The organism is Sphingomonas sp. SUN039, from assembly GCF_024758725.1.
GTDB lineage: Bacteria > Pseudomonadota > Alphaproteobacteria > Sphingomonadales > Sphingomonadaceae > Sphingomonas_O.
In genome coordinates, this window is the sequence record NZ_CP096972.1 from 2,203,167 (window position 1) to 2,220,231 (window position 17,065).

General features: G+C 63.1%; 20 protein-coding genes and 1 tRNA gene. 8 read left to right on the top strand and 13 right to left on the bottom strand.

Annotated elements, in window-relative coordinates; translation table 11 throughout:
* Nucleotides 1-23 precede the first annotated feature (23 nt).
* The 4 genes from ligD to M0209_RS10800 form a co-directional block, all read right to left on the bottom strand.
* Nucleotides 24-2,519: a DNA ligase D gene (ligD, locus tag M0209_RS10785; protein ID WP_258888276.1), complete on the bottom strand. Its 2,496-nt coding sequence runs from the start codon at nt 2,517-2,519 to the stop codon at nt 24-26.
* Nucleotides 2,519-3,361, bottom strand: coding sequence for a Ku protein (locus M0209_RS10790; RefSeq protein ID WP_258888277.1), 843 nt, complete (start codon nt 3,359-3,361; stop codon nt 2,519-2,521). Before M0209_RS10790 ends, ligD begins: the two co-directional genes overlap by 1 nt.
* A 458-nt stretch (nt 3,362-3,819) precedes the next feature.
* Nucleotides 3,820-3,894 (bottom strand) — tRNA-Gln (locus M0209_RS10795).
* A 55-nt stretch (nt 3,895-3,949) separates the two neighbouring features.
* Nucleotides 3,950-5,038, bottom strand: coding sequence for a branched-chain amino acid aminotransferase (locus M0209_RS10800; RefSeq protein WP_258888278.1), 1,089 nt, complete (start codon nt 5,036-5,038; stop codon nt 3,950-3,952).
* A 54-nt stretch (nt 5,039-5,092) separates the two neighbouring features.
* Between M0209_RS10800 and M0209_RS10805 the strand changes: the two genes are divergently transcribed.
* Nucleotides 5,093-5,608, top strand: a complete 516-nt coding sequence (locus tag M0209_RS10805; RefSeq protein WP_258888279.1) for a MarR family winged helix-turn-helix transcriptional regulator — start codon at nt 5,093-5,095, stop codon at nt 5,606-5,608.
* A 218-nt stretch (nt 5,609-5,826) separates the two neighbouring features.
* Entirely contained in the window at nt 5,827-6,522 is a 696-nt protein-coding gene (locus M0209_RS10810) for a hypothetical protein (RefSeq protein WP_258888280.1), read from the top strand.
* 494 nt (nt 6,523-7,016) lie between these two features.
* Here M0209_RS10810 and M0209_RS10815 read toward each other — a convergent pair whose 3' ends face one another.
* Nucleotides 7,017-7,799 (bottom strand): pyrroline-5-carboxylate reductase, encoded by a 783-nt coding sequence (locus M0209_RS10815; RefSeq protein ID WP_258888281.1) that lies wholly within the window; start codon nt 7,797-7,799, stop codon nt 7,017-7,019.
* Nucleotides 7,796-8,305: a YbjN domain-containing protein gene (locus tag M0209_RS10820; protein ID WP_258888282.1), complete on the bottom strand. Its 510-nt coding sequence runs from the start codon at nt 8,303-8,305 to the stop codon at nt 7,796-7,798. Before M0209_RS10820 ends, M0209_RS10815 begins: the two co-directional genes overlap by 4 nt.
* A gap of 105 nt (nt 8,306-8,410) precedes the next feature.
* Between M0209_RS10820 and M0209_RS10825 the strand changes: the two genes are divergently transcribed.
* Genes M0209_RS10825 through M0209_RS10835 form a run of 3 tightly spaced genes read left to right on the top strand, consistent with a single transcriptional unit; the run spans nt 8,411 to nt 10,368 of the window.
* Complete coding sequence (locus M0209_RS10825) at nt 8,411-8,941, top strand: sigma-70 family RNA polymerase sigma factor (protein ID WP_258888283.1); 531 nt, start codon at nt 8,411-8,413, stop codon at nt 8,939-8,941.
* Nucleotides 8,941-9,582, top strand: a complete 642-nt coding sequence (locus M0209_RS10830; RefSeq protein WP_258888284.1) for a DUF1109 domain-containing protein — start codon at nt 8,941-8,943, stop codon at nt 9,580-9,582. Before M0209_RS10825 ends, M0209_RS10830 begins: the two co-directional genes overlap by 1 nt.
* Nucleotides 9,583-9,630: 48 nt before the next feature.
* On the top strand, nt 9,631-10,368 hold the full coding sequence (locus M0209_RS10835) for a thioredoxin family protein (protein ID WP_258888285.1): 738 nt from the start codon (nt 9,631-9,633) through the stop codon (nt 10,366-10,368).
* Between the two features lies 1 nt (nt 10,369).
* Here the strand turns inward: M0209_RS10835 and M0209_RS10840 are convergent, their stop codons facing one another.
* The 4 genes from M0209_RS10840 to M0209_RS10855 form a co-directional block, all read right to left on the bottom strand.
* On the bottom strand, nt 10,370-10,615 hold the full coding sequence (locus M0209_RS10840; protein ID WP_258888286.1) for an accessory factor UbiK family protein: 246 nt from the start codon (nt 10,613-10,615) through the stop codon (nt 10,370-10,372).
* A 19-nt stretch (nt 10,616-10,634) separates the two neighbouring features.
* The gene (locus tag M0209_RS10845; RefSeq protein ID WP_258888287.1) at nt 10,635-11,195 is read right to left on the bottom strand and encodes a TspO/MBR family protein; all 561 of its coding nucleotides are present in this window, start codon (nt 11,193-11,195) and stop codon (nt 10,635-10,637) included.
* A 64-nt stretch (nt 11,196-11,259) separates the two neighbouring features.
* The gene (locus M0209_RS10850; protein ID WP_258888288.1) at nt 11,260-11,910 is read right to left on the bottom strand and encodes a TonB-dependent receptor domain-containing protein; all 651 of its coding nucleotides are present in this window, start codon (nt 11,908-11,910) and stop codon (nt 11,260-11,262) included.
* A 13-nt stretch (nt 11,911-11,923) separates the two neighbouring features.
* On the bottom strand, nt 11,924-12,658 hold the full coding sequence (locus M0209_RS10855; RefSeq protein WP_258889622.1) for a TlyA family RNA methyltransferase: 735 nt from the start codon (nt 12,656-12,658) through the stop codon (nt 11,924-11,926).
* A gap of 188 nt (nt 12,659-12,846) precedes the next feature.
* Between M0209_RS10855 and M0209_RS10860 the strand changes: the two genes are divergently transcribed.
* Together M0209_RS10860 and M0209_RS10865 are read left to right on the top strand one after the other, a co-directional pair.
* Entirely contained in the window at nt 12,847-13,074 is a 228-nt protein-coding gene (locus tag M0209_RS10860) for an antitoxin MazE-like protein (protein ID WP_258888289.1), read from the top strand.
* On the top strand, nt 13,071-13,400 hold the full coding sequence (locus tag M0209_RS10865) for a type II toxin-antitoxin system PemK/MazF family toxin (protein WP_258888290.1): 330 nt from the start codon (nt 13,071-13,073) through the stop codon (nt 13,398-13,400). Before M0209_RS10860 ends, M0209_RS10865 begins: the two co-directional genes overlap by 4 nt.
* A 156-nt stretch (nt 13,401-13,556) precedes the next feature.
* Here M0209_RS10865 and M0209_RS10870 read toward each other — a convergent pair whose 3' ends face one another.
* Nucleotides 13,557-13,958, bottom strand: coding sequence for a diacylglycerol kinase family protein (locus M0209_RS10870; RefSeq protein ID WP_258888291.1), 402 nt, complete (start codon nt 13,956-13,958; stop codon nt 13,557-13,559).
* Nucleotides 13,955-15,877 (bottom strand): 1-deoxy-D-xylulose-5-phosphate synthase, encoded by a 1,923-nt coding sequence (gene dxs, locus M0209_RS10875; RefSeq protein ID WP_258888292.1) that lies wholly within the window; start codon nt 15,875-15,877, stop codon nt 13,955-13,957. The genes M0209_RS10870 and dxs overlap by 4 nt, the downstream gene beginning before the upstream one ends.
* A gap of 93 nt (nt 15,878-15,970) precedes the next feature.
* On the opposite strand from dxs, the gene M0209_RS10880 reads away from it, so the two are divergent.
* Nucleotides 15,971-16,507: a GNAT family N-acetyltransferase gene (locus M0209_RS10880; protein ID WP_258888293.1), complete on the top strand. Its 537-nt coding sequence runs from the start codon at nt 15,971-15,973 to the stop codon at nt 16,505-16,507.
* A gap of 93 nt (nt 16,508-16,600) precedes the next feature.
* Here M0209_RS10880 and M0209_RS10885 read toward each other — a convergent pair whose 3' ends face one another.
* Entirely contained in the window at nt 16,601-17,059 is a 459-nt protein-coding gene (locus tag M0209_RS10885) for a Fur family transcriptional regulator (protein WP_258888294.1), read from the bottom strand.
* Nucleotides 17,060-17,065 lie beyond the last annotated feature (6 nt).

Sequence of the window (17,065 nt, forward strand, 5' to 3'; positions counted from 1 at the left end):
CCGCGATGATGTCTGCACCGTACTCAAACGTCAGGCAACGACTGCCGCGCAATCCCCCAGGCACTGAGCGATTTCGACGCCGCGCGTTTCAGCAGTTCGGACTGATCGCCCACGTGCCATTTGCCAGCCGTATCGATGTCTTCGAGTTCGGCCCAGGTAACCGGCACAGCGACGGGCGCGCCACTGCGCGCCCGTGCCGAATAGGGCATGACGGCGGTTGCTCCACGCTGATTGCGCAGCCAGTCGATGAAGATCTTGCCCTTACGTTTGGCCTTGCTCATCGTTGCGGTGAAGCGGTCCGGCTCCGCCTGTGACATCGCCTGCGCAAAGCGGTCGGCAAAATCCTTGACAGCTGGCCATTCGGCTTGCGGCGTCAGTGGCACGACGACATGCACGCCCTTTCCACCCGACAACATGGCAAAGCTGACCAGACCGATTTCGGCGAGGTGGTCCTTCAGATCGACAGCAGCCTTTTTGACATGGTCGAATCCGAGCCCTTCGTCGGGATCGAGATCGAAGACCAGCCGGTCGGGCTTTTCGACATTTCCGACAGAAGAGCCCCAGCCGTGGAACTCGATGCTGCCCATCTGTACGCATTGCACCAGCCCGTCGGCGTCGCTGACATGGAGATAGGGTTCGACCGACCCGTCCTTTTCTTTGATCTTCACCTGCTTGACGTGTGCGCCGAAGGACCCGGCATCATGCTTCTGAAAAAAGCATTGCTTGCCGCGCCCCTGCGGACAGCGAACGAGGCTGATCGGTCGGTTGGCGGTGAACGGCAGCATGACCGGGGCCATAGTCTCGTAAAAGGCGGCCAGATCGCCTTTGGTCACTGCAGAATCGTCAAAGATCAGCCGATCGGGGTGCGTGATCGGGATCGCGCTTTTCATTGCGGGCGGGGAATTCGCAATATCCTCGACGACCTCGCGGGCAACCTTGTCACCGCGCAAACCGAGGAAGCTGGAATGGCGCAGGACGCCGTCAGCTGTGGTTTCGGCAAAAGCGATTTCGGCGACCAGTTCGGGCTTCACCCAATGCGCGCCCCGAATGGCATCGCGCGGTGCCTCAACCGTCGGCGGCTTGCGCTCGATCCGTTCCAATTTTGCCAACAGGTCGGCCATCGAGGATTGCGAGAAGCCGGTCCCGACCTTTCCAGCGTAACGCAGTTTCTTACCCTCATGCAGGCCGAGCAAGAGCGAGCGGAAGCCGCGCGATGTATTGCTTTCGATCCAACCGACAATGACGAATTCCTGGCGCCGCGTGCATTTGACTTTCAGCCATGATGGCGTGCGCTTGCCGAGATAGGGCGCATCGGCGCGCTTGCAGACGATCCCTTCATAGCCCTCCCGACACATGGTTTCGAACAGCTTTTCGCCCTCACCGACGATATGCTCGGCAAAACTGAGGCGGTCATTGTCATCGGGGATCAACGCGCGCAGACGATCCTTGCGCAGGACATTGGGCATTTTGACAAGCGTCTCGCCATCCAGTTCGAGCAGGTCGAAGGCGAACAACGTCATGTCGCCGGCGTTCGAAATGGCATCCTTCAGCGTCGAGAAATCCGGGCGACCGTTTTTGAACGCCACAATCTCACCATCGATCAATGCAGAGCCGACAGGAAGGGATGCGGCCGCCGCCGCAATACCGGCGAACTTGTCCGTCCAGTCGAGGCCGCTGCGGGTAAAGACACGCGCCTTTCCGCCGCCGACCGAAACCATTGCGCGATAGCCGTCATATTTGACTTCGCTGATCCAGCCCGTCCCTGTCGGAACGCTGTCGACCAGCGTGCAGAGCTGTGGCGCCGAGAACGGGGGCATCTTCGCAGCTTTGGTCGGGACGCGATTGGCCTGCTTCGATGTCAACACTGACTTTGCACGCTCTGGCGACGCGATGCGCGCCGCGGCCTCTCGCAATGCCGTCCACCGTGGCAATTCCTTTGCTTTCTGGCCGTCGGCGATCTGCTGCATCGTCCGGCCGGTCTTGACGCTCGTAACGGCACCCTCGACCAGATCGTCCGACCCGCCAGCGTGATCGTCAGCGATCTTGCGCAGCAACCAGTTGGTGTGCCGTTCCTGCCCGCGCGGCTTCAACCGGATCAGCAGCCATTCGCCTTTCATCCGTTCGCCATCGAGGACGAAGTGAAGGTGGCCTTGTTCCAGGTCTTTGGCCGACTTGCCCGCAATCGGTGCCCATGTGCCGTCATCCCACAGCATCACCGTGCCACCGCCATATTCGTCCTGAGGGATGGTGCCCTCGAAGTTCGAATAGGATAGCGGGTGATCCTCGGTCTGGACCGCCAGACGTTTGTCGTCGGGGTTGAGGCTGGGGCCGCGCGTCACTGCCCAGCTCTTCATCACGCCATCGACTTCGAGCCGCAAATCCCAGTGCAGCCGCGTGGCATCATGCTTTTGCACCATGAAGCGATTGCCGTAACCGGGTTCCAGCGCGCCCTTTGGTTCCTGGGTCTTGGTGAAGTCGCGCTTCGCATTATAGGTGGAGAGCGGATCGTCCTCGGCCATCACGCGCGCTTTTTCGCCGGAGGTTTGTTTGCCGGAGCCTTTGCGGCGGCAGGCTTTTCAATCGATTTTTTGAGAGCGGCCATCAGGTCGATGACATTCGATCCCGACCGTGCGCCGCCTTCGTCCTGATCCTCGATGATCTTCCGGTTCGACTTCGATTTCTTCTTGCGCTCGATCAGAGCCTTCAGGGCGTCGACATAGCGATCGTGGAATTTCGACGGATCGAAATCGCCGGTCTTTTTGTCGATGAGGGTTGTTGCCAGTTCGAGCAGATCGGCATCGGGTTTGGTGTCGGGAATATCGCGAAAATATCCCTGCGCCTTGTTGACCTCATCGGCGTAGCGCAGCGTTTCGAGCACCATCCCGCGTCCGCAGGGCTTCAGGCTGACGACGTATTCACGACCGCGCATCGCCAGCTGGCCGAGACCGACCTTCTTCGACTGGCGCAGCGCCTCACGCAAAACGATAAAGGCTTCTTCGGCAAGATCGTCGGCGGGAACGACGAAATAGGGACGCTCGTAATAGAGGACGTCGATCTCGTTGGCATCGACGAACTGGGTCAGCTCGAGCGTCTTCTTCGATTCCAGTTTGACCGCGTCGATTTCGTCCTGTTCAAGCAGGACATAATCGCCCTTGGCATATTCGAAGCCCTTAACGATTTCCTCGGTATCGACGGCCCCGAGGCCAGGCACGACCTTCTCGTACTTCACCCGCTTGCCGCTGGGTTCATGAACTTGGTGAAACGCGATTTGCGCACCCGATTTGGTCGCACTAAAAATCTCGACCGGGATCGAGACGAGGGCGAGCCTGATCTGTCCCTGCCAATAGGCGCGCGCGGTCATAAATCGGTCTCCATCTGTTACGAAACCGGTTCAATTCATGGAAACGCCAGACGTTCCGCCGCTTGAATCAAGCGAGCACATTGAGCCGCGGCTCGATCAATGACTGCTTTCCCACATCAGCACACCCTAAGCTGCCAATCGACTACCGACCCAAAAGCAGTTGCGAAATGACATTCACGTTTTTCGGCTCAGCTGACGACTGCCCGAGAATGGCTGGAATATTGGGATTCGAACTGACACTTTCACAACGATCGAATGCGTTACGAGTCCAACATCTTTTCACGCTGGACTTATATGCCCCTCTTCTCAACACGAGACCAACAAAAAGACCAACATTCTTGGGCATTGATCCGTCATTACGGCATAATATATCGAAAACAGATTCATATAGAAATGATAATAAGCTTAAATCCCAGCATTTGTGTTACTAAATTGCTAGATTTAGTTTTATAACTACTTGGCTGGGGCGGCAGGATTCGAACCTGCGAATGGCGGCATCAAAAGCCGCTGCCTTACCGCTTGGCGACGCCCCAGCACGACGGAACGCGGCCCTTAGCCAAGCCGCGCACGGTTGCAAAGGAGTAGGCGTTAATTCGGGCCGATCCGGTGCACCCAGCCGTGGGGATCGGCTTGTGTCCCGCGCTGGATCGCGACCAGCCGGTCCTTGAGCCGCTCGGTCAACTGGCCGGGTCCGCCCGCGCCGATGGTGAAATTGCCGTTCGCGCTCCGCACTTCCCCGATGCTGGTGACGACCGCCGCCGTGCCGCACGCAAATGCCTCGCGCAGATGGCCGCTGGCCGCATCGGCGCGCCACTGGTCGATGGCATAGGGCTCTTCGCGCACCGTCAGCCCCTCGTCGCGGGCAAGCATCATCAGCGAATCGCGGGTAATCCCCTCAAGGATCGTCCCCGACAGAGCGGGGGTGGCAATCGACCCGTCGTCGAACGCGAAGAACACATTCATCCCGCCGAGTTCCTCGACATAACGGCGCTCGACCGCGTCGAGGAACACGACCTGGTCGCATCCGTGCGCGGTGGCTTCGGCCATGGCGGGCAAGCTCGCGGCGTAATTGCCGCCGCATTTCGCCGCCCCCGTCCCGCCCGGCGCGGCGCGGGTGTACTGGTCAGAAACCCAGATCGAAATCGCCCGCGCCCCGCCCTTCCAGTAATTGCCCGACGGGCTGGCGATGACCAGATAGAGATACTCCGCCGAGGGCTTCACCCCCAGGAACACTTCGGACGCGAACATGAAGGGGCGCAAATAGATCGACGCGCCGTCGATGCTCGGCATCCAGTCGGCGTCCGCGCGCAGCAGCGCTTCGACCGATCCGACGAACATCTCCTCCGGCAATTCGGGCATGGCGAGGCGCGTTGCCGACCGGTTGAAGCGCGCCGCATTGGCGAACGGCCGGAACAGCGCGGTCGCGCCGTCGGGATGGCGATACGCCTTCATCCCCTCGAAGATTTCCTGCGCGTAATGGAGCACGGCGGTGGCGGGATCCATCGGGATGGGTCCGCGCGCTACAACTTTGGCATCGTGCCAGCCCTTGCCGTCGGCATAGCGGATCATCGCCATATGGTCGGTGAACACCCGCCCGAAACCGGGATCGGCAAGCAACGCCGCGCGGGCATCGGGCGTGACGCAATTCGGATTCGGCGCGAACGCAAAGTCGGACATCAGGCTCTCCGCAGGTCTTGCCTCGGCCTATCCAGACTGGCAGAACAGGTCAACATGGCTGGCCCAATTTCCCCGAACGCGATGTCGACGCCGCGTGCCTCGCCGCTGTTCCTGCGCGAACCCGAAATCCGGCGCGGCGTCGAACTGCTCTATTTCGGCTATTCGCACATGACGCGCAGTGCCGATGCGTTGCTGGCCGAACACGGGCTCGGCCGCGCGCACCAGCGGGCGCTGTACTTCATTGCGCGCCAGCCCGGCTTGACCGTGGGCGAATTGCTTCGGCTGCTCGCGATCACCAAACAGTCGCTGGGTCGCGTGCTGACCGAACTCACCACCCGCAATCTGGTCGCCACCGCCCCGGGCGAGACCGACCGGCGCCAGAAACTGCTGCGCCTGACCGACACGGGCGCCGCCCTCGAAATCGACCTGTTCGACCGGCTGCGCGAGCGGTTGTCGGCGGCCTATGGCCGCGCGGGGCAGGAAGCGGTGACCGGGTTCTGGCAAGTCCTCGAAGGCCTGATCCCGCCCGAAGACCGCGCGCTGGCGATGGAGTTGAGCCGGGGGGAGTGAGGGGGGCGGATCGTCCGGTTTTCATTCTTACCGTTCGGTTTGCAGACATTCCCAAGCACGTCACCCCGTGCTTGACACGGGGCTAGGCTTCTCTTGGTCTGCTCGGGTGTCGAACCACTGCTTAGCTGTGGCATTCAATATGTCTCGACGCTGCAACGTCACTAACCGACAACTTTGCAGTCGTTGGCAGACAGGGCCTCGCCACCTAAGAGCGGACGATGTCTGGGAGCAAAGTCGAGGCCGTCACCGACGGCATTTGGTGTCTGAATTCCCATTTTCTGTCGCTTGGCTGCAAGGGCAGCTTGCGCATGACGACGATCTCAACGTCGGAAGGGTTGATTCTGTATTCGCCAGTGCACCTTGACGATGCGCACGTTGTGCAAATCGGTGAGCTCGGGCGGGTATCGGTGATCGTAGCTCCCAATCTCTACCACCACCTGTTTCTTCGCGAATGCGCTACGACGTTCAGGCCCGCGCGAATTCTCCTGCCGCAAGGCCTTGCCGAGAAGATTGGTCCCATAGCGGGGTCGGAAGTTATCGACGGCCAAACCAGGATCGCTCCCGAGGCGGAAATCGAGCAATTCACTTTCGCGGGCCACCGGATTCGCGAAACGATCCTGTATCATAGATCATCAAAAACACTCGTCACGTCCGATCTTATCTATAATTATACGACGGACCAGTTCCCTTCAGAAAGGCTCTGGTTCAAAATGATCGGCTGTTATGGAAGCCCGAAGGTTGCCTTCTACCACCGCTTTTCGATCAAGGATAAATCTTCGGCTGTGGCACTCGTCGAGTGGGTACGGCTTAGGCAAGTTGACCGAATAATCATGAGCCACGGCCGAATCTTTGAGTCGCTCCAAGCTGGTGACGTATTTGTGGAAGCATGGAAGCGGATCGCCAAACTTTCCTGATCTGGTGCGAATTGATGTCGGCTATGGCCCGCCAAACGCTCAAAAGCTGCCGTTCCGGACTCCCCAACAAACCTGCCGTTGGTTTGCGAGGTTGGGTCGAATTCAATGCCCCACCAACTGCTTCCGCGGGTCGGCATCGACGGAAAGCCAACCCCCGTGTCAAGCACGGGGTGACGTGGCGGGGGTGTCCGCTCTCGGTTGGGCATATTATGTGCTCGAACGTCCGAAATCTGTTCGATAGCGGCTGATCATGCCCTCGACGGTTTGCGGCCATCGCATCTTGACAGGCAACTTCGTTCGCTATATGTTCTCGCCAAACCTTCGGCTCTTTCCACCGTCGATCGAAGCGCGGCTCCGGTGAAATGCGCGACCGAGCGGGAATACGCGCGCCGTTGATGTGTCCGCATGTCTCCTTCACGTCCCGCCTGACCCGTGCGGCGGGCGTTTCAGGTGTGACCTTTGTGACCTTTGGCGGAAATCGGTCGTTTTCGGCCTCAGCCGTTGCCCAATTCCCGGTTGCGCGCCTGTGCGGCCTTTAGCGCGGCGGCGACCAGCGCGTTTAGCGCGGCGCCCTCGTCGAGCACGTCCAGCCCGACCCGCGTCGAGCCGCCCTTGCTCGCCACGCGATCGGCCAGCACGCCGAGCGGTTCGGGCGACGCCTTGGCCAATGATGCCGCGCCCGCGACGGTGGCGCGGGCCAGTCGGTCGGCCATGTCGGGGGACAGGCCCATCGCCGCGCCGCCCTCGGCCAAGGCCTGGGCGAAGCGATAGACGAGCGCCGGACCCGATCCCGACAGCGCGGTGACGGCGTCGAACAGCCCCTCGTCATCGATCCATTCGACCAGCCCGAGCGGGGCCATCAGCGCGGTAATTCCCGCACGGTCTGCCCCCGGGGCATGCAGCGCGACCGCGCCCTCGCCGATCGCAACCGGCAGGTTCGGCATCACACGGACGACCCGATGTGCGTGCGGGAACGCCTCGACCAATTTCGCATGGCGCGTGCCCGCGAGGATCGACAGCACGACCGTCTCCGGCCCCGTTGCCCGCGCCACCACCGGCGCGATATCGCCCAGCATCTGCGGCTTGACCCCCAGCATCAGCATCGCGGGCGGGGATTCGTCGGGCAGCGTCGCGACCGCGCGGACGCCGTCGAAGTGCGGGAGGGCGGGGTCGATCACTGTGACGCGGGCGGGGTCCATCCCCGTCGCCAGCCAGCGCGACAGCATCGCGCCCGCCATCGCGCCGCAGCCGATCAGCCAGAAGCGATCCGTACTCACGCCTCGCCACGCGTTTCGACCAGCGCCGCCGCGATGGCGTCTTTCGGCGACTTCCCGCCCCACAGCACGAACTGGAACACAGGATAGAACCGATCGACCTCGTCCACCGCTGCCTCGATCACGGTTTCGGCCTGGTCGAGGCTCAGTCCCGGCTCGTCGCCGCTGTCGACCAGCACCGCATGGCGGAACAGCACCGTGCCGCCGCCCGACCACAGCTCGAAATGGCCGAGCCACAGCTGCTCGTTGATCAGGCCGATGGCCTCGTACACCGTCGCCATCTGGTGGTCGGCGACCTTGATGTCCGGGAATGCCATGAATTGCAGGACATTGTCGTCGTCGCGCCACACGCCGCGCAGCTCGTACTGGCCCCAAGACCCCTGCGCCGACGCCACGATTTCCTCGTCGCCGATGCGCTCGTGCGTCCAGCCATGCGCCTCGAACCATGCCTCCAGCATGTCGATGGGGGCCGCGCGCTGCCCGTCCATGTCGATTTCGACCGATGTCATCGGTCGTGCGTGACTCGCCTTTACGTGCGATGCAAGGCTGGGCCACGCGAAACTGTGGATAAGCGCGTGTAACCGTGCGGCATCAGCCGTCGAATGGGGAGGTACGTGGCAACCGACGAAGCTCAACTCCGGCACCTCATGCAGGCGAGCCTCGACGGCAATGCGGCGGCGACGCATGCGCTGCTGTCGGCGCTCGTGCCCGTACTGCGGCGCTATTACGCGCGGCGGATGGCGTCGGCAGCCGATCTGGAGGATCTGGTGCAGGAAACCCTGATTGCCGTCCACACCCGCCGCGCGAGTTACGACCGGACCCGCGCGTTCGGCCCGTGGCTGTTCGCGGTCGCGCGCTACAAGATGATCGACCATTTCCGCCGCAGCCGCCACGATGTCGCGCTCGACGATCTCGGCGATCTGCTGGGCGACGGCGGGTTCGAGGATGCGGTGTCAGCGCGGCTCGATATCGATGCGGCGCTGGCGACGCTGTCGCCCAAACAGGCGGCGACGATCCGCGCGACCAAGATCGAGGGGCTGAGCATTGCCGAGGCGGCGGCGCGCGACGATATTTCGGAGGCCGATGTGAAAGTGTCGGTCCACCGCGGGCTGAAGGCGCTGGCCAAAAGATTGAGACCCGACTGATGGATACCGACGCCCTGATCGAAGCACTGGCGCGCGACACCGCCCCGGTGCCGCGCCATGCCGCGCCGTTGCGGCTTGGACTGAGCCTGTTCGCGGGTATGGCAGCGACGCTGGTCCTGATCGCCGCCACGCTGGGGTTTCGGCCCGACCTCGACCTCGCGATGGCAGGGACCATGTTCTGGATGAAGCTGTCGTACACTGCCTCGCTCGCGCTGGTCGCGATTGCGGCGCTGCTCACCCTGATCCGGCCGGAGGCGCGACCGCCCCGCTGGCTGTGGTTGCTGACCATCCCGGTCGCGCTGCTCGGCTTGGTCAGCGCGCACGAACTCGCCGAAATGCCGCATGACGACTGGCTACAAATGTGGTTCGGGCGGAGCTGGTCGGTATGTTCGCCGCTGATCGCGGTGTTCGCGGTGCCGATTGCGGGCGCGCTGGTTCTGGTCGTCCGCCAATTCGCGCCGACCCGGCTGCGCGCGACCGGGGCGGTGATCGGGCTGGCGTCGGGCGCGGCGTCGGCAACGCTCTACAGCCTGCACTGCCCGGAGGCAGGCGCGAGTTTCGTGCTGACCTGGTATTCGCTGGGGATAGCGGCGGCGACCGCCGCTGGCTGGGCGCTCGGCCCGAAACTGCTGCGCTGGTAGCGTAACCTCGACGTGCGACCGTCCGTATCACCGGCAAAGGAGATTTCCATGTCCAAGTCCGTGTACACGATTCTCGCGCTGGCCAGCGCCGGCGCGCTCGGGCTGCACCTCGCGGCACCGCAGGTTGCGCCCGAAGCCAGTGCCGCGCCCGTCACCAGCGGCGCCGACGCCGCGCACCCCGCCGTGATCGAGCTGTACCAGAGCCAGGGCTGTTCCTCCTGCCCGCCCGCGCTGGCGGTGCTCGACGAGGTCGCCAACCGGCCCGATGTCCTCGCGCTGAACTTTGCGGTTACCTATTGGGACCAGCTCGGCTGGAAGGATATTTACGCCCAACCCGCCTATACCGCGCGGCAATGGGCCTATTCGCACGCGCAGGGACGCGGCAATGTCCAGACGCCGCAGCTGATCGTCAACGGCCGCGTCGCCGTGCTCGGCAGCCGCAAGGGCGAGGTGGAGCAGGCGATCGCCCGTAATGCGCGCACCGGCGGCCCGGCGCTGGCGGCTCAGGGCAACACGATCACCATCGCCGCGGCGCCTTTCGCCAAACCGGCGACCGTCTGGCTCGTCGGCTACGACCCGCGAACGGTGCAAGTGCCGATCCGCGCGGGCGAAAACAACGGGCGGACCCTGCCCCACCGCAACATCGTGCGGCAGCTGGTGGCACTCGGGAGTTGGTCGGGCAAGGCCGTCAGCCTGACCGCGCCCTCGACACCCGCTGGATTGAAGCGCGCCGTCCTCGTCCAGTCGGGAACCGGCGGGCCGATTTTGGCGGCGGCGCGGCTGTAGGTTACTTCTTCTTCGCTTCCAGCGCGTCGAGCCGCGCCTTGAGCGCGTCGGCCTCGTCGCGCGCCGCAGCGGCCATCGCCTTCACGGCTTCGAATTCGTCGCGGCTGACGAAGTCGAGACCGCCCATCCATTCCTTCATCCGCTCGCGCAGACCGGCTTCGGCTTCGCGGCCAACCCCGGCCAGCGTTCCCGCAGCCCCGTTCATGAACTTGGCGAAATCGTCGAACAGGCGGTTGTCGGTCTGCATGGCAATAATCCCGTGAAGGTCAGCGTGTGAGGTCAATCTGGGTACCGGCGCGGTCGACGACAAGCCCCTCCGCCCCCGGATTGAGGCGGATGATTTCCCAGTTGAGTATCCCGGCGAACACGAGCCAGCCGAGATAGGGCACCATCAGCCATGCCGCCGTCTTCCGCACCCGCCCGAACGCAATCGTCGTCGCCAGCGCTGCTACGAACATCCCGACGATGATCGCCAGCGCCATCGTCGGCCGGTGCATCCCGAAAAACACCGGCGACCATGTCAGGTTGAGCGCGAACGCCACGCCGAACAGCGCCACGGCATAGCCACGAAACCGCGAACCACGCGCGTTGAGCACGATCGCGACGGCAAGGCCCAGCATCACGTAAAGGATCGTCCACGCCACCGGAAAGGCCCAGCTCGGCGGTTGAAACCACGGCTTGTCGAGCAGCGCATACCAGCGATTGGCATCGCCCGAATTGCTGAGCGCGCCCGACAGGAAGCCGAGTACGACGACCATCGGCACCGTGACCAGCGCCCAGCGCCAAAAGGCGGCGCGCAATTGTCCGCTCGATGCCAGCTCACTCATGCGCGACTCCAACCGATACCTGTCAACGACGGGCATGGCGGATTGTTGCGGAGGCGTGAAGGGGTCAGATGTCGGCGGCAATGCTGAGCGAAAGGCGGCGCGCGCCATTGGGCACGAAAAAACCGCTGCCGCCGACATTCCACCCGAAGGTGTTGGTGACATTGCCGACGAGCGCCCGAAGCAGCACCGGCTTGTCCGCGATCTTGAGCCGGTAACGCGCGCCGAGGCTGATCAGCGTGCGGCGCTTCATCGTGCCGATGGGCCGCTTGCCGATCAAGCCCCGGTCGACGAGATCGCCGCTGACAGTCGCGTCGAGAAAGATGTTCCCCGCGACGATGTTCAGGCCCGGCGCGATCTGTCCCGCGACCGACAGTTCCACGCCGCGGTGGCGGACCATGCCGAGCTGGCGAAAGCGGTTGGCGGCGTCGAGGTTGAAATAGGGCTTGGCGATGTCGAGCACGCCGACAATCGCAGTGACGCCGGGCGAGATCCTCCAACGGACTCCGGCATCCTTTTGCTCGGTGCGGATCGCGGGCGGTGCCTCGCCGATGTTGACCGCGTTCTGCGGCGCAACCGGGCTTTCCTCGAGACCGCGCGTATAGCCCGCGTAAACGGCAAGCCCCGGCGTCAGGTTGAGCGCACCGGTCGCGCTGAACAGCCAGGGCGAGTCGCTCGTCGGTGGCACCACCACGGCCGGATTGGGGTCTGACTGCAAGATGAACGAACGGTCAGCCGCGCGTTGCCGCGATCAGGAATTCGACATTGCCTTCCGGACCGGTGATCGGGCTGGTGACAATACCCTCGACGGTCCAGGCCTGTCCCTCGATCCACGCCTGCACCTCGGCACAGACGGCCGCGTGGACGGCCGGATCGCGCACGACGCCGCCCTTGCCCACCGCGTCGCGGCCTGCCTCGAACTGCGGTTTGATGAGGGCCATCAGCCGCGCGACCGGTTTGGCGAAAGTCATCGGGCGTTCGAGCACTTTGGCCAAGCCGATGAAACTCGCGTCGCATACGATCAGATCGACGGGTTCGGGGATGTGCGCCTCGGTCAGGATGCGTGCGCTGGTCTGTTCGAGCACCACCACGCGGGCGTCCTGCCGCAATTTCCACGCGAGCTGATTGGTGCCGCTGTCGACGGCATAGACCTTTGCGGCCCCTTTGGTCAGCAGCACATCGGTGAACCCGCCGGTCGAACTCCCAACATCGATCGCGACCGCCCCCGCGACATCCCAGCCGAAATGATCGAGCCCGTGCGCCAGCTTCACCCCGCCGCGCGATACCCAAGGGTGATCGCGGCCCTTGACGGTCGGGATAGCTTCCGCGTCGATGTTCTGCCCCGCCTTGTCGATCCGCCGGTCGCCGACGAAGACATTGCCCGACAGGATCAACGCCTGCGCCCGCGCGCGGCTGTCGGCGAGGCCGAGTTCGACAAGTCGCTGGTCGATACGGGTCTTCATAATGGCGGATTTCCGCCAAAGGTCACAAAGGTCACACCTGAAACATACGCTGCGCGGGCATGGTCCGGCCCCATAGTCGCGAAAGGGGTGGCGTGGATAAGGGGGCGAATCATGCAGGAACCGGCGTCCTCTGCATTCCCCTACATTGCAAGGGGCTGGACGATGGAAAGGTAGCGCGCTACCATCTGAGTATGAACGACTTAAGTCCTGCTCATTACGACAAATTTCACGCGTATCGCGCGCGAAAGAGGGCGGCCGGGTTCAAGGAAATCCGGCGCTGGGTGTGGGACGTAAACTCGCCTGCGTTCAAGGCGCAAGCAGCCCGTGAAGCTGAAATTCTGAACGGCGCGCCGGAAGAAGAGGAAGCCATGCGGTTCATTGAGGCGCTGCAAGCCGAAGACTCCGAAACTTGGGATTGAAACGCGGCGATATCGTGATGGTCGCGCTCTCCGGCGACATTGGTAAGCCCCGCCCTGCCGTTATCATCCTCAGTGACCGGCTGGTCGCGACGGGTCACACGCTTGTCTGTCCGATGACGACGACAATCCGCGAGGAAATCGTTCAGCGTCGCGTTCTGGTTTTACCCAGCGCAGGCAACGGGCTGAAACTGCCCTCCCAAATCATGGTCGACAAAATCCACATGGTTCGCCACGAAAAATGCCGCGAGGTGATCGGGCATCTCGACGCCGGGGCGATAGCGGATATGGATCAGGTGCTTGGTGCCGTGGTCGGACTATTGGATTGATCAGTAGCTGAAGGCAAGCTTACGAACGCTGTGGCAATCTGTCGCCACGATCCTGCTCTCCCCCCGTCGTTGCGAGCGTAGCGAAGCAATCCAGATCAGTGCGTGCGAAGAGGTGGATTGCTTCGTCGCTCCGCTTCTCGCAATGACGGACCGAGATCACAGATCGAGCAATACCAAAAAATATGGACCGAGCGTCAGGACGCCGATCAATGCTGCCGCAGCAGCAAATACCAAAACACCTCCAGCGGCCACGTCTTTCACGACCCTGATGCGTTCGTCAAAACCGGGGCTGACGATATCGCACAAGCCTTCAATCGCCGTGTTGAATGCCTCGGCGGACCAAACCAGCCCGATTGCAAGAACAATCCAGCGCCAGTCGGAAACTGAAATACCCAAAGCAAATGAGACGGCGATTGTGGAGATCGTCGCCGCGAAATGAATCCAAGCGTTGTGCTCGGCCTTTAGGAGAAGGCCGAGGCCGGAGAACGCGTAGCCAAAGCTCTTGAAACGCGACCGAAGCGAAAACCCTTGCGGTTTACCTTCAGCGTCGGGCTTCAAGCCCGAACCTCAACCACGCCCACGCTGTTCACCCGCAACGCCTTCAGCACCGTTTCCACGATCGCATCCGCATCCAGCCCTGCTTCCTTGTACTGAAGCTCCGGCTTGTCGTGGTCCTGGAACACATCGGGCAGGCGCAGAGTGCGGAGTTTCAACCCTGCGTCGATCAACCCTTCGTCGCTCGCCATCGTCAGGACGTGCGCGCCGAAGCCGCCGATGCTGTTTTCTTCCACCGTCACCGCGACTTCGTGGTCGATGAGCAGTTTGCGGATCAGGTCCGTGTCGAGCGGTTTGGCGAAGCGCAGGTCGGCAACGGTCGTGCTCAGCCCCTTGGCCTCGAGCGCGTCGGCGGCGCGCATCGCTTCTTCGAGCCGAGTGCCCAGCGAAATGATCGCGACTTTCTTGCCGGTGCGGACGATGCGGCCTTTGCCGATTTCGAGTTTCTGCGGAACCGTGGGCAGCGCCACGCCGGTGCCGTTGCCGCGCGGGTAGCGGACCGCAATCGGGCCGCTGTCATGCTCGGCGGCGGTATAGGTCATGTGGACCAGTTCGGCCTCGTCGCTGGGGGCCATCACCACGAAATTGGGCAAGGTCGATAGATAAGTCACGTCGAACGATCCGGCATGGGTGCAACCGTCCGCCCCGACCAGCCCTGCGCGGTCGATGGCGAAGCGTACCGGCAGATTCTGGATCGCGACGTCATGCACGACCTGGTCATATGCGCGCTGGAGGAAGGTCGAATAGATCGCGCAGAACGGGCGCATCCCCTGTGCGGCGAGGCCCGCCGCGAAGGTCACCGCGTGCTGTTCGGCAATGCCGACATCGAACGCGCGGTCGGGGTGGGACTTGGCAAATTTGTCGACGCCGGTGCCGCTCGGCATCGCGGCGGTGATCGCGACGATGCGCTTGTCGGTCTCGGCCAGTTTGGCCAGCGTTTCGCCGAACACATTCTGGTAGCTGGGCGGTCCGGGCGGGGCCTTTGCCTGCACACCCGACACCACGTCGAATTTCTGGACGCCGTGGTATTTGTCGGCGCTCGCCTCGGCAGGGCCATAGCCCTTGCCCTTTTGCGTGACGACATGGATCAGGCACGGGCCTTCTGCGGCGTCGCGCACGTTTTCGAGGACGGGGATGAGTTGTTCGAGATTATGGCCGTCGATGGGGCCGACATAGTAGAAGCCCAGTTCTTCGAACAGCGTCCCGCCCATCGCCATGCCGCGCGCGAATTCGTCGGTTTTTTTCGCGGCCTTGTGCAGCGGCCCGGGCAGCGCGCGGGCGAGCTTTTTGAGCACTTCGCGGACACTCAGGAATTCGCGGCTCGACACGATGCGCGCGAGATAGGCGCTGAGGCCTCCGACGGGCGGCGCAATCGACATGTCATTGTCGTTGAGGATAACGACGAGGCGGTTCCCCGCATCGCGCGCGTTGTTCATCGCCTCATAGGCCATGCCCGCCGACATCGAACCGTCGCCGATGACTGCAATGCCCTTGCCGGGCTTGTCGTTGAGTTTGTTGGCAATCGCGAAGCCGAGGGCGGCGCTTATCGAGGTCGAACTGTGCGCAGCGCCAAAGGGGTCGTATTCGCTTTCGGTGCGTTTGGTGAAGCCGCTGAGGCCCCCGCCCTGCCGCAGCGTGCGGATGCGATCTCGGCGTCCGGTCAGGATTTTATGCGGATAGGCCTGATGCCCGACATCCCACACCAGCCGATCGTTCGGGGTGTCGAACACATAATGGATTGCGGTCGTCAGCTCGACGACGCCGAGGCCGGAACCAAGATGCCCGCCGGTCGTTCCGACTGCGGAAATCATCTCCGCGCGCAGCTCGTCGGCGAGCTGGCGGAGCTGTTCGGGTTTGAGTTTGCGGAGCTCGTGCGGGGTCGGAACCGTGTCGAGCAAAGGCGTGTCGGGACGAATGGACATGCCTGACAGTATCGATTCGTTGCACGCGCTGCAATCGCCAGCCGCGTAACGGTGTCGCTTGACCTGCGCGCGCCGCCGTTCGACAGCGCCAGCGTGTCCGGATTTCATCACAGAATCGCCACCGAAGCCGACATTCCCGCGATCCGCGATCTGATGGCGCGGGCGATTGCGGTGAACCAGACGGCATTCCTGACTCCTGCCCAGATCGCGCTGAGCCACAGCGTGATGGGGCTGGATACCCAGATCATCGCCGATGGCACCTATTTCCTGATCGAGCGTGGAGAGACGCTGGTTGGGTGCGGCGGGTGGAGCGCGCGGGCGACGCTGTACGGCGGGGATGCGAGCATCGTGGCGCGCGACCCTGCCCCGCTGGATCCGGCAAAGGACGCAGCGCGGGTGCGCGCGATGTACACCGACCCTACTCAAGTGCGGCAGGGGATCGGGCGGATGATCCTCGACCTGTGCGAGGGCGCAGCGCGTGCGGCAGGGTTTAGCCGGACGGAGATGATGGCAACGCTGTCAGGCGAACCGCTGTACCGGGCGTGCGGCTATCTGCCGATCGAATATGTGCAGTCGCCGCCGGTCGATGGGGTGAGCGTACCGCTGATCCGGATGGGGAAGACGCTCTAGCCGCGTCGGCCCGGACGTGATCCGGGCCTTGGCTCCTTCTTCAAACTACCGTCAAAAATAGCCAAGCCCCGGATCAAGTCCGGGGCGACGAAACTACCCGCACGCCTTACACACCCCGCGCACTTCGATCACCGGGCGCGACACGCCGAAACCCGTCGCCCCTGCCGCTGCGCGCACCGCGCCGGTTACGGCATCGTCGTCGATATGCGTCGTATGTCCGCAATTGTCGCAGATCAGGAAAATGCAGTCGTGGATGCAATCCGGATGCTCGTTGACGAGGAACGCATTGGCGCTTTCGACCCGCCGCGCGACGTTCGCCGCCACGAACAGGTCGAGGATACGATAAATGCTGTTTGCCGCGATCCGCCGCCCTTCCGATTTCGACATGGCCTCGGCGATGTCATAGGCGGACGCGGGCCGGTCGAACCCGGCAAGCGCGTCGAACACGCGCGCGCGCATGTCGGTCCATTGCTCGCCCGACGCCTCGAGCGCAGCCTTTGCGGCGACGTCGAGCGGCGCGCCGTGATGCAGGGTATGGGCGTGGGCGGCCATGGCCAT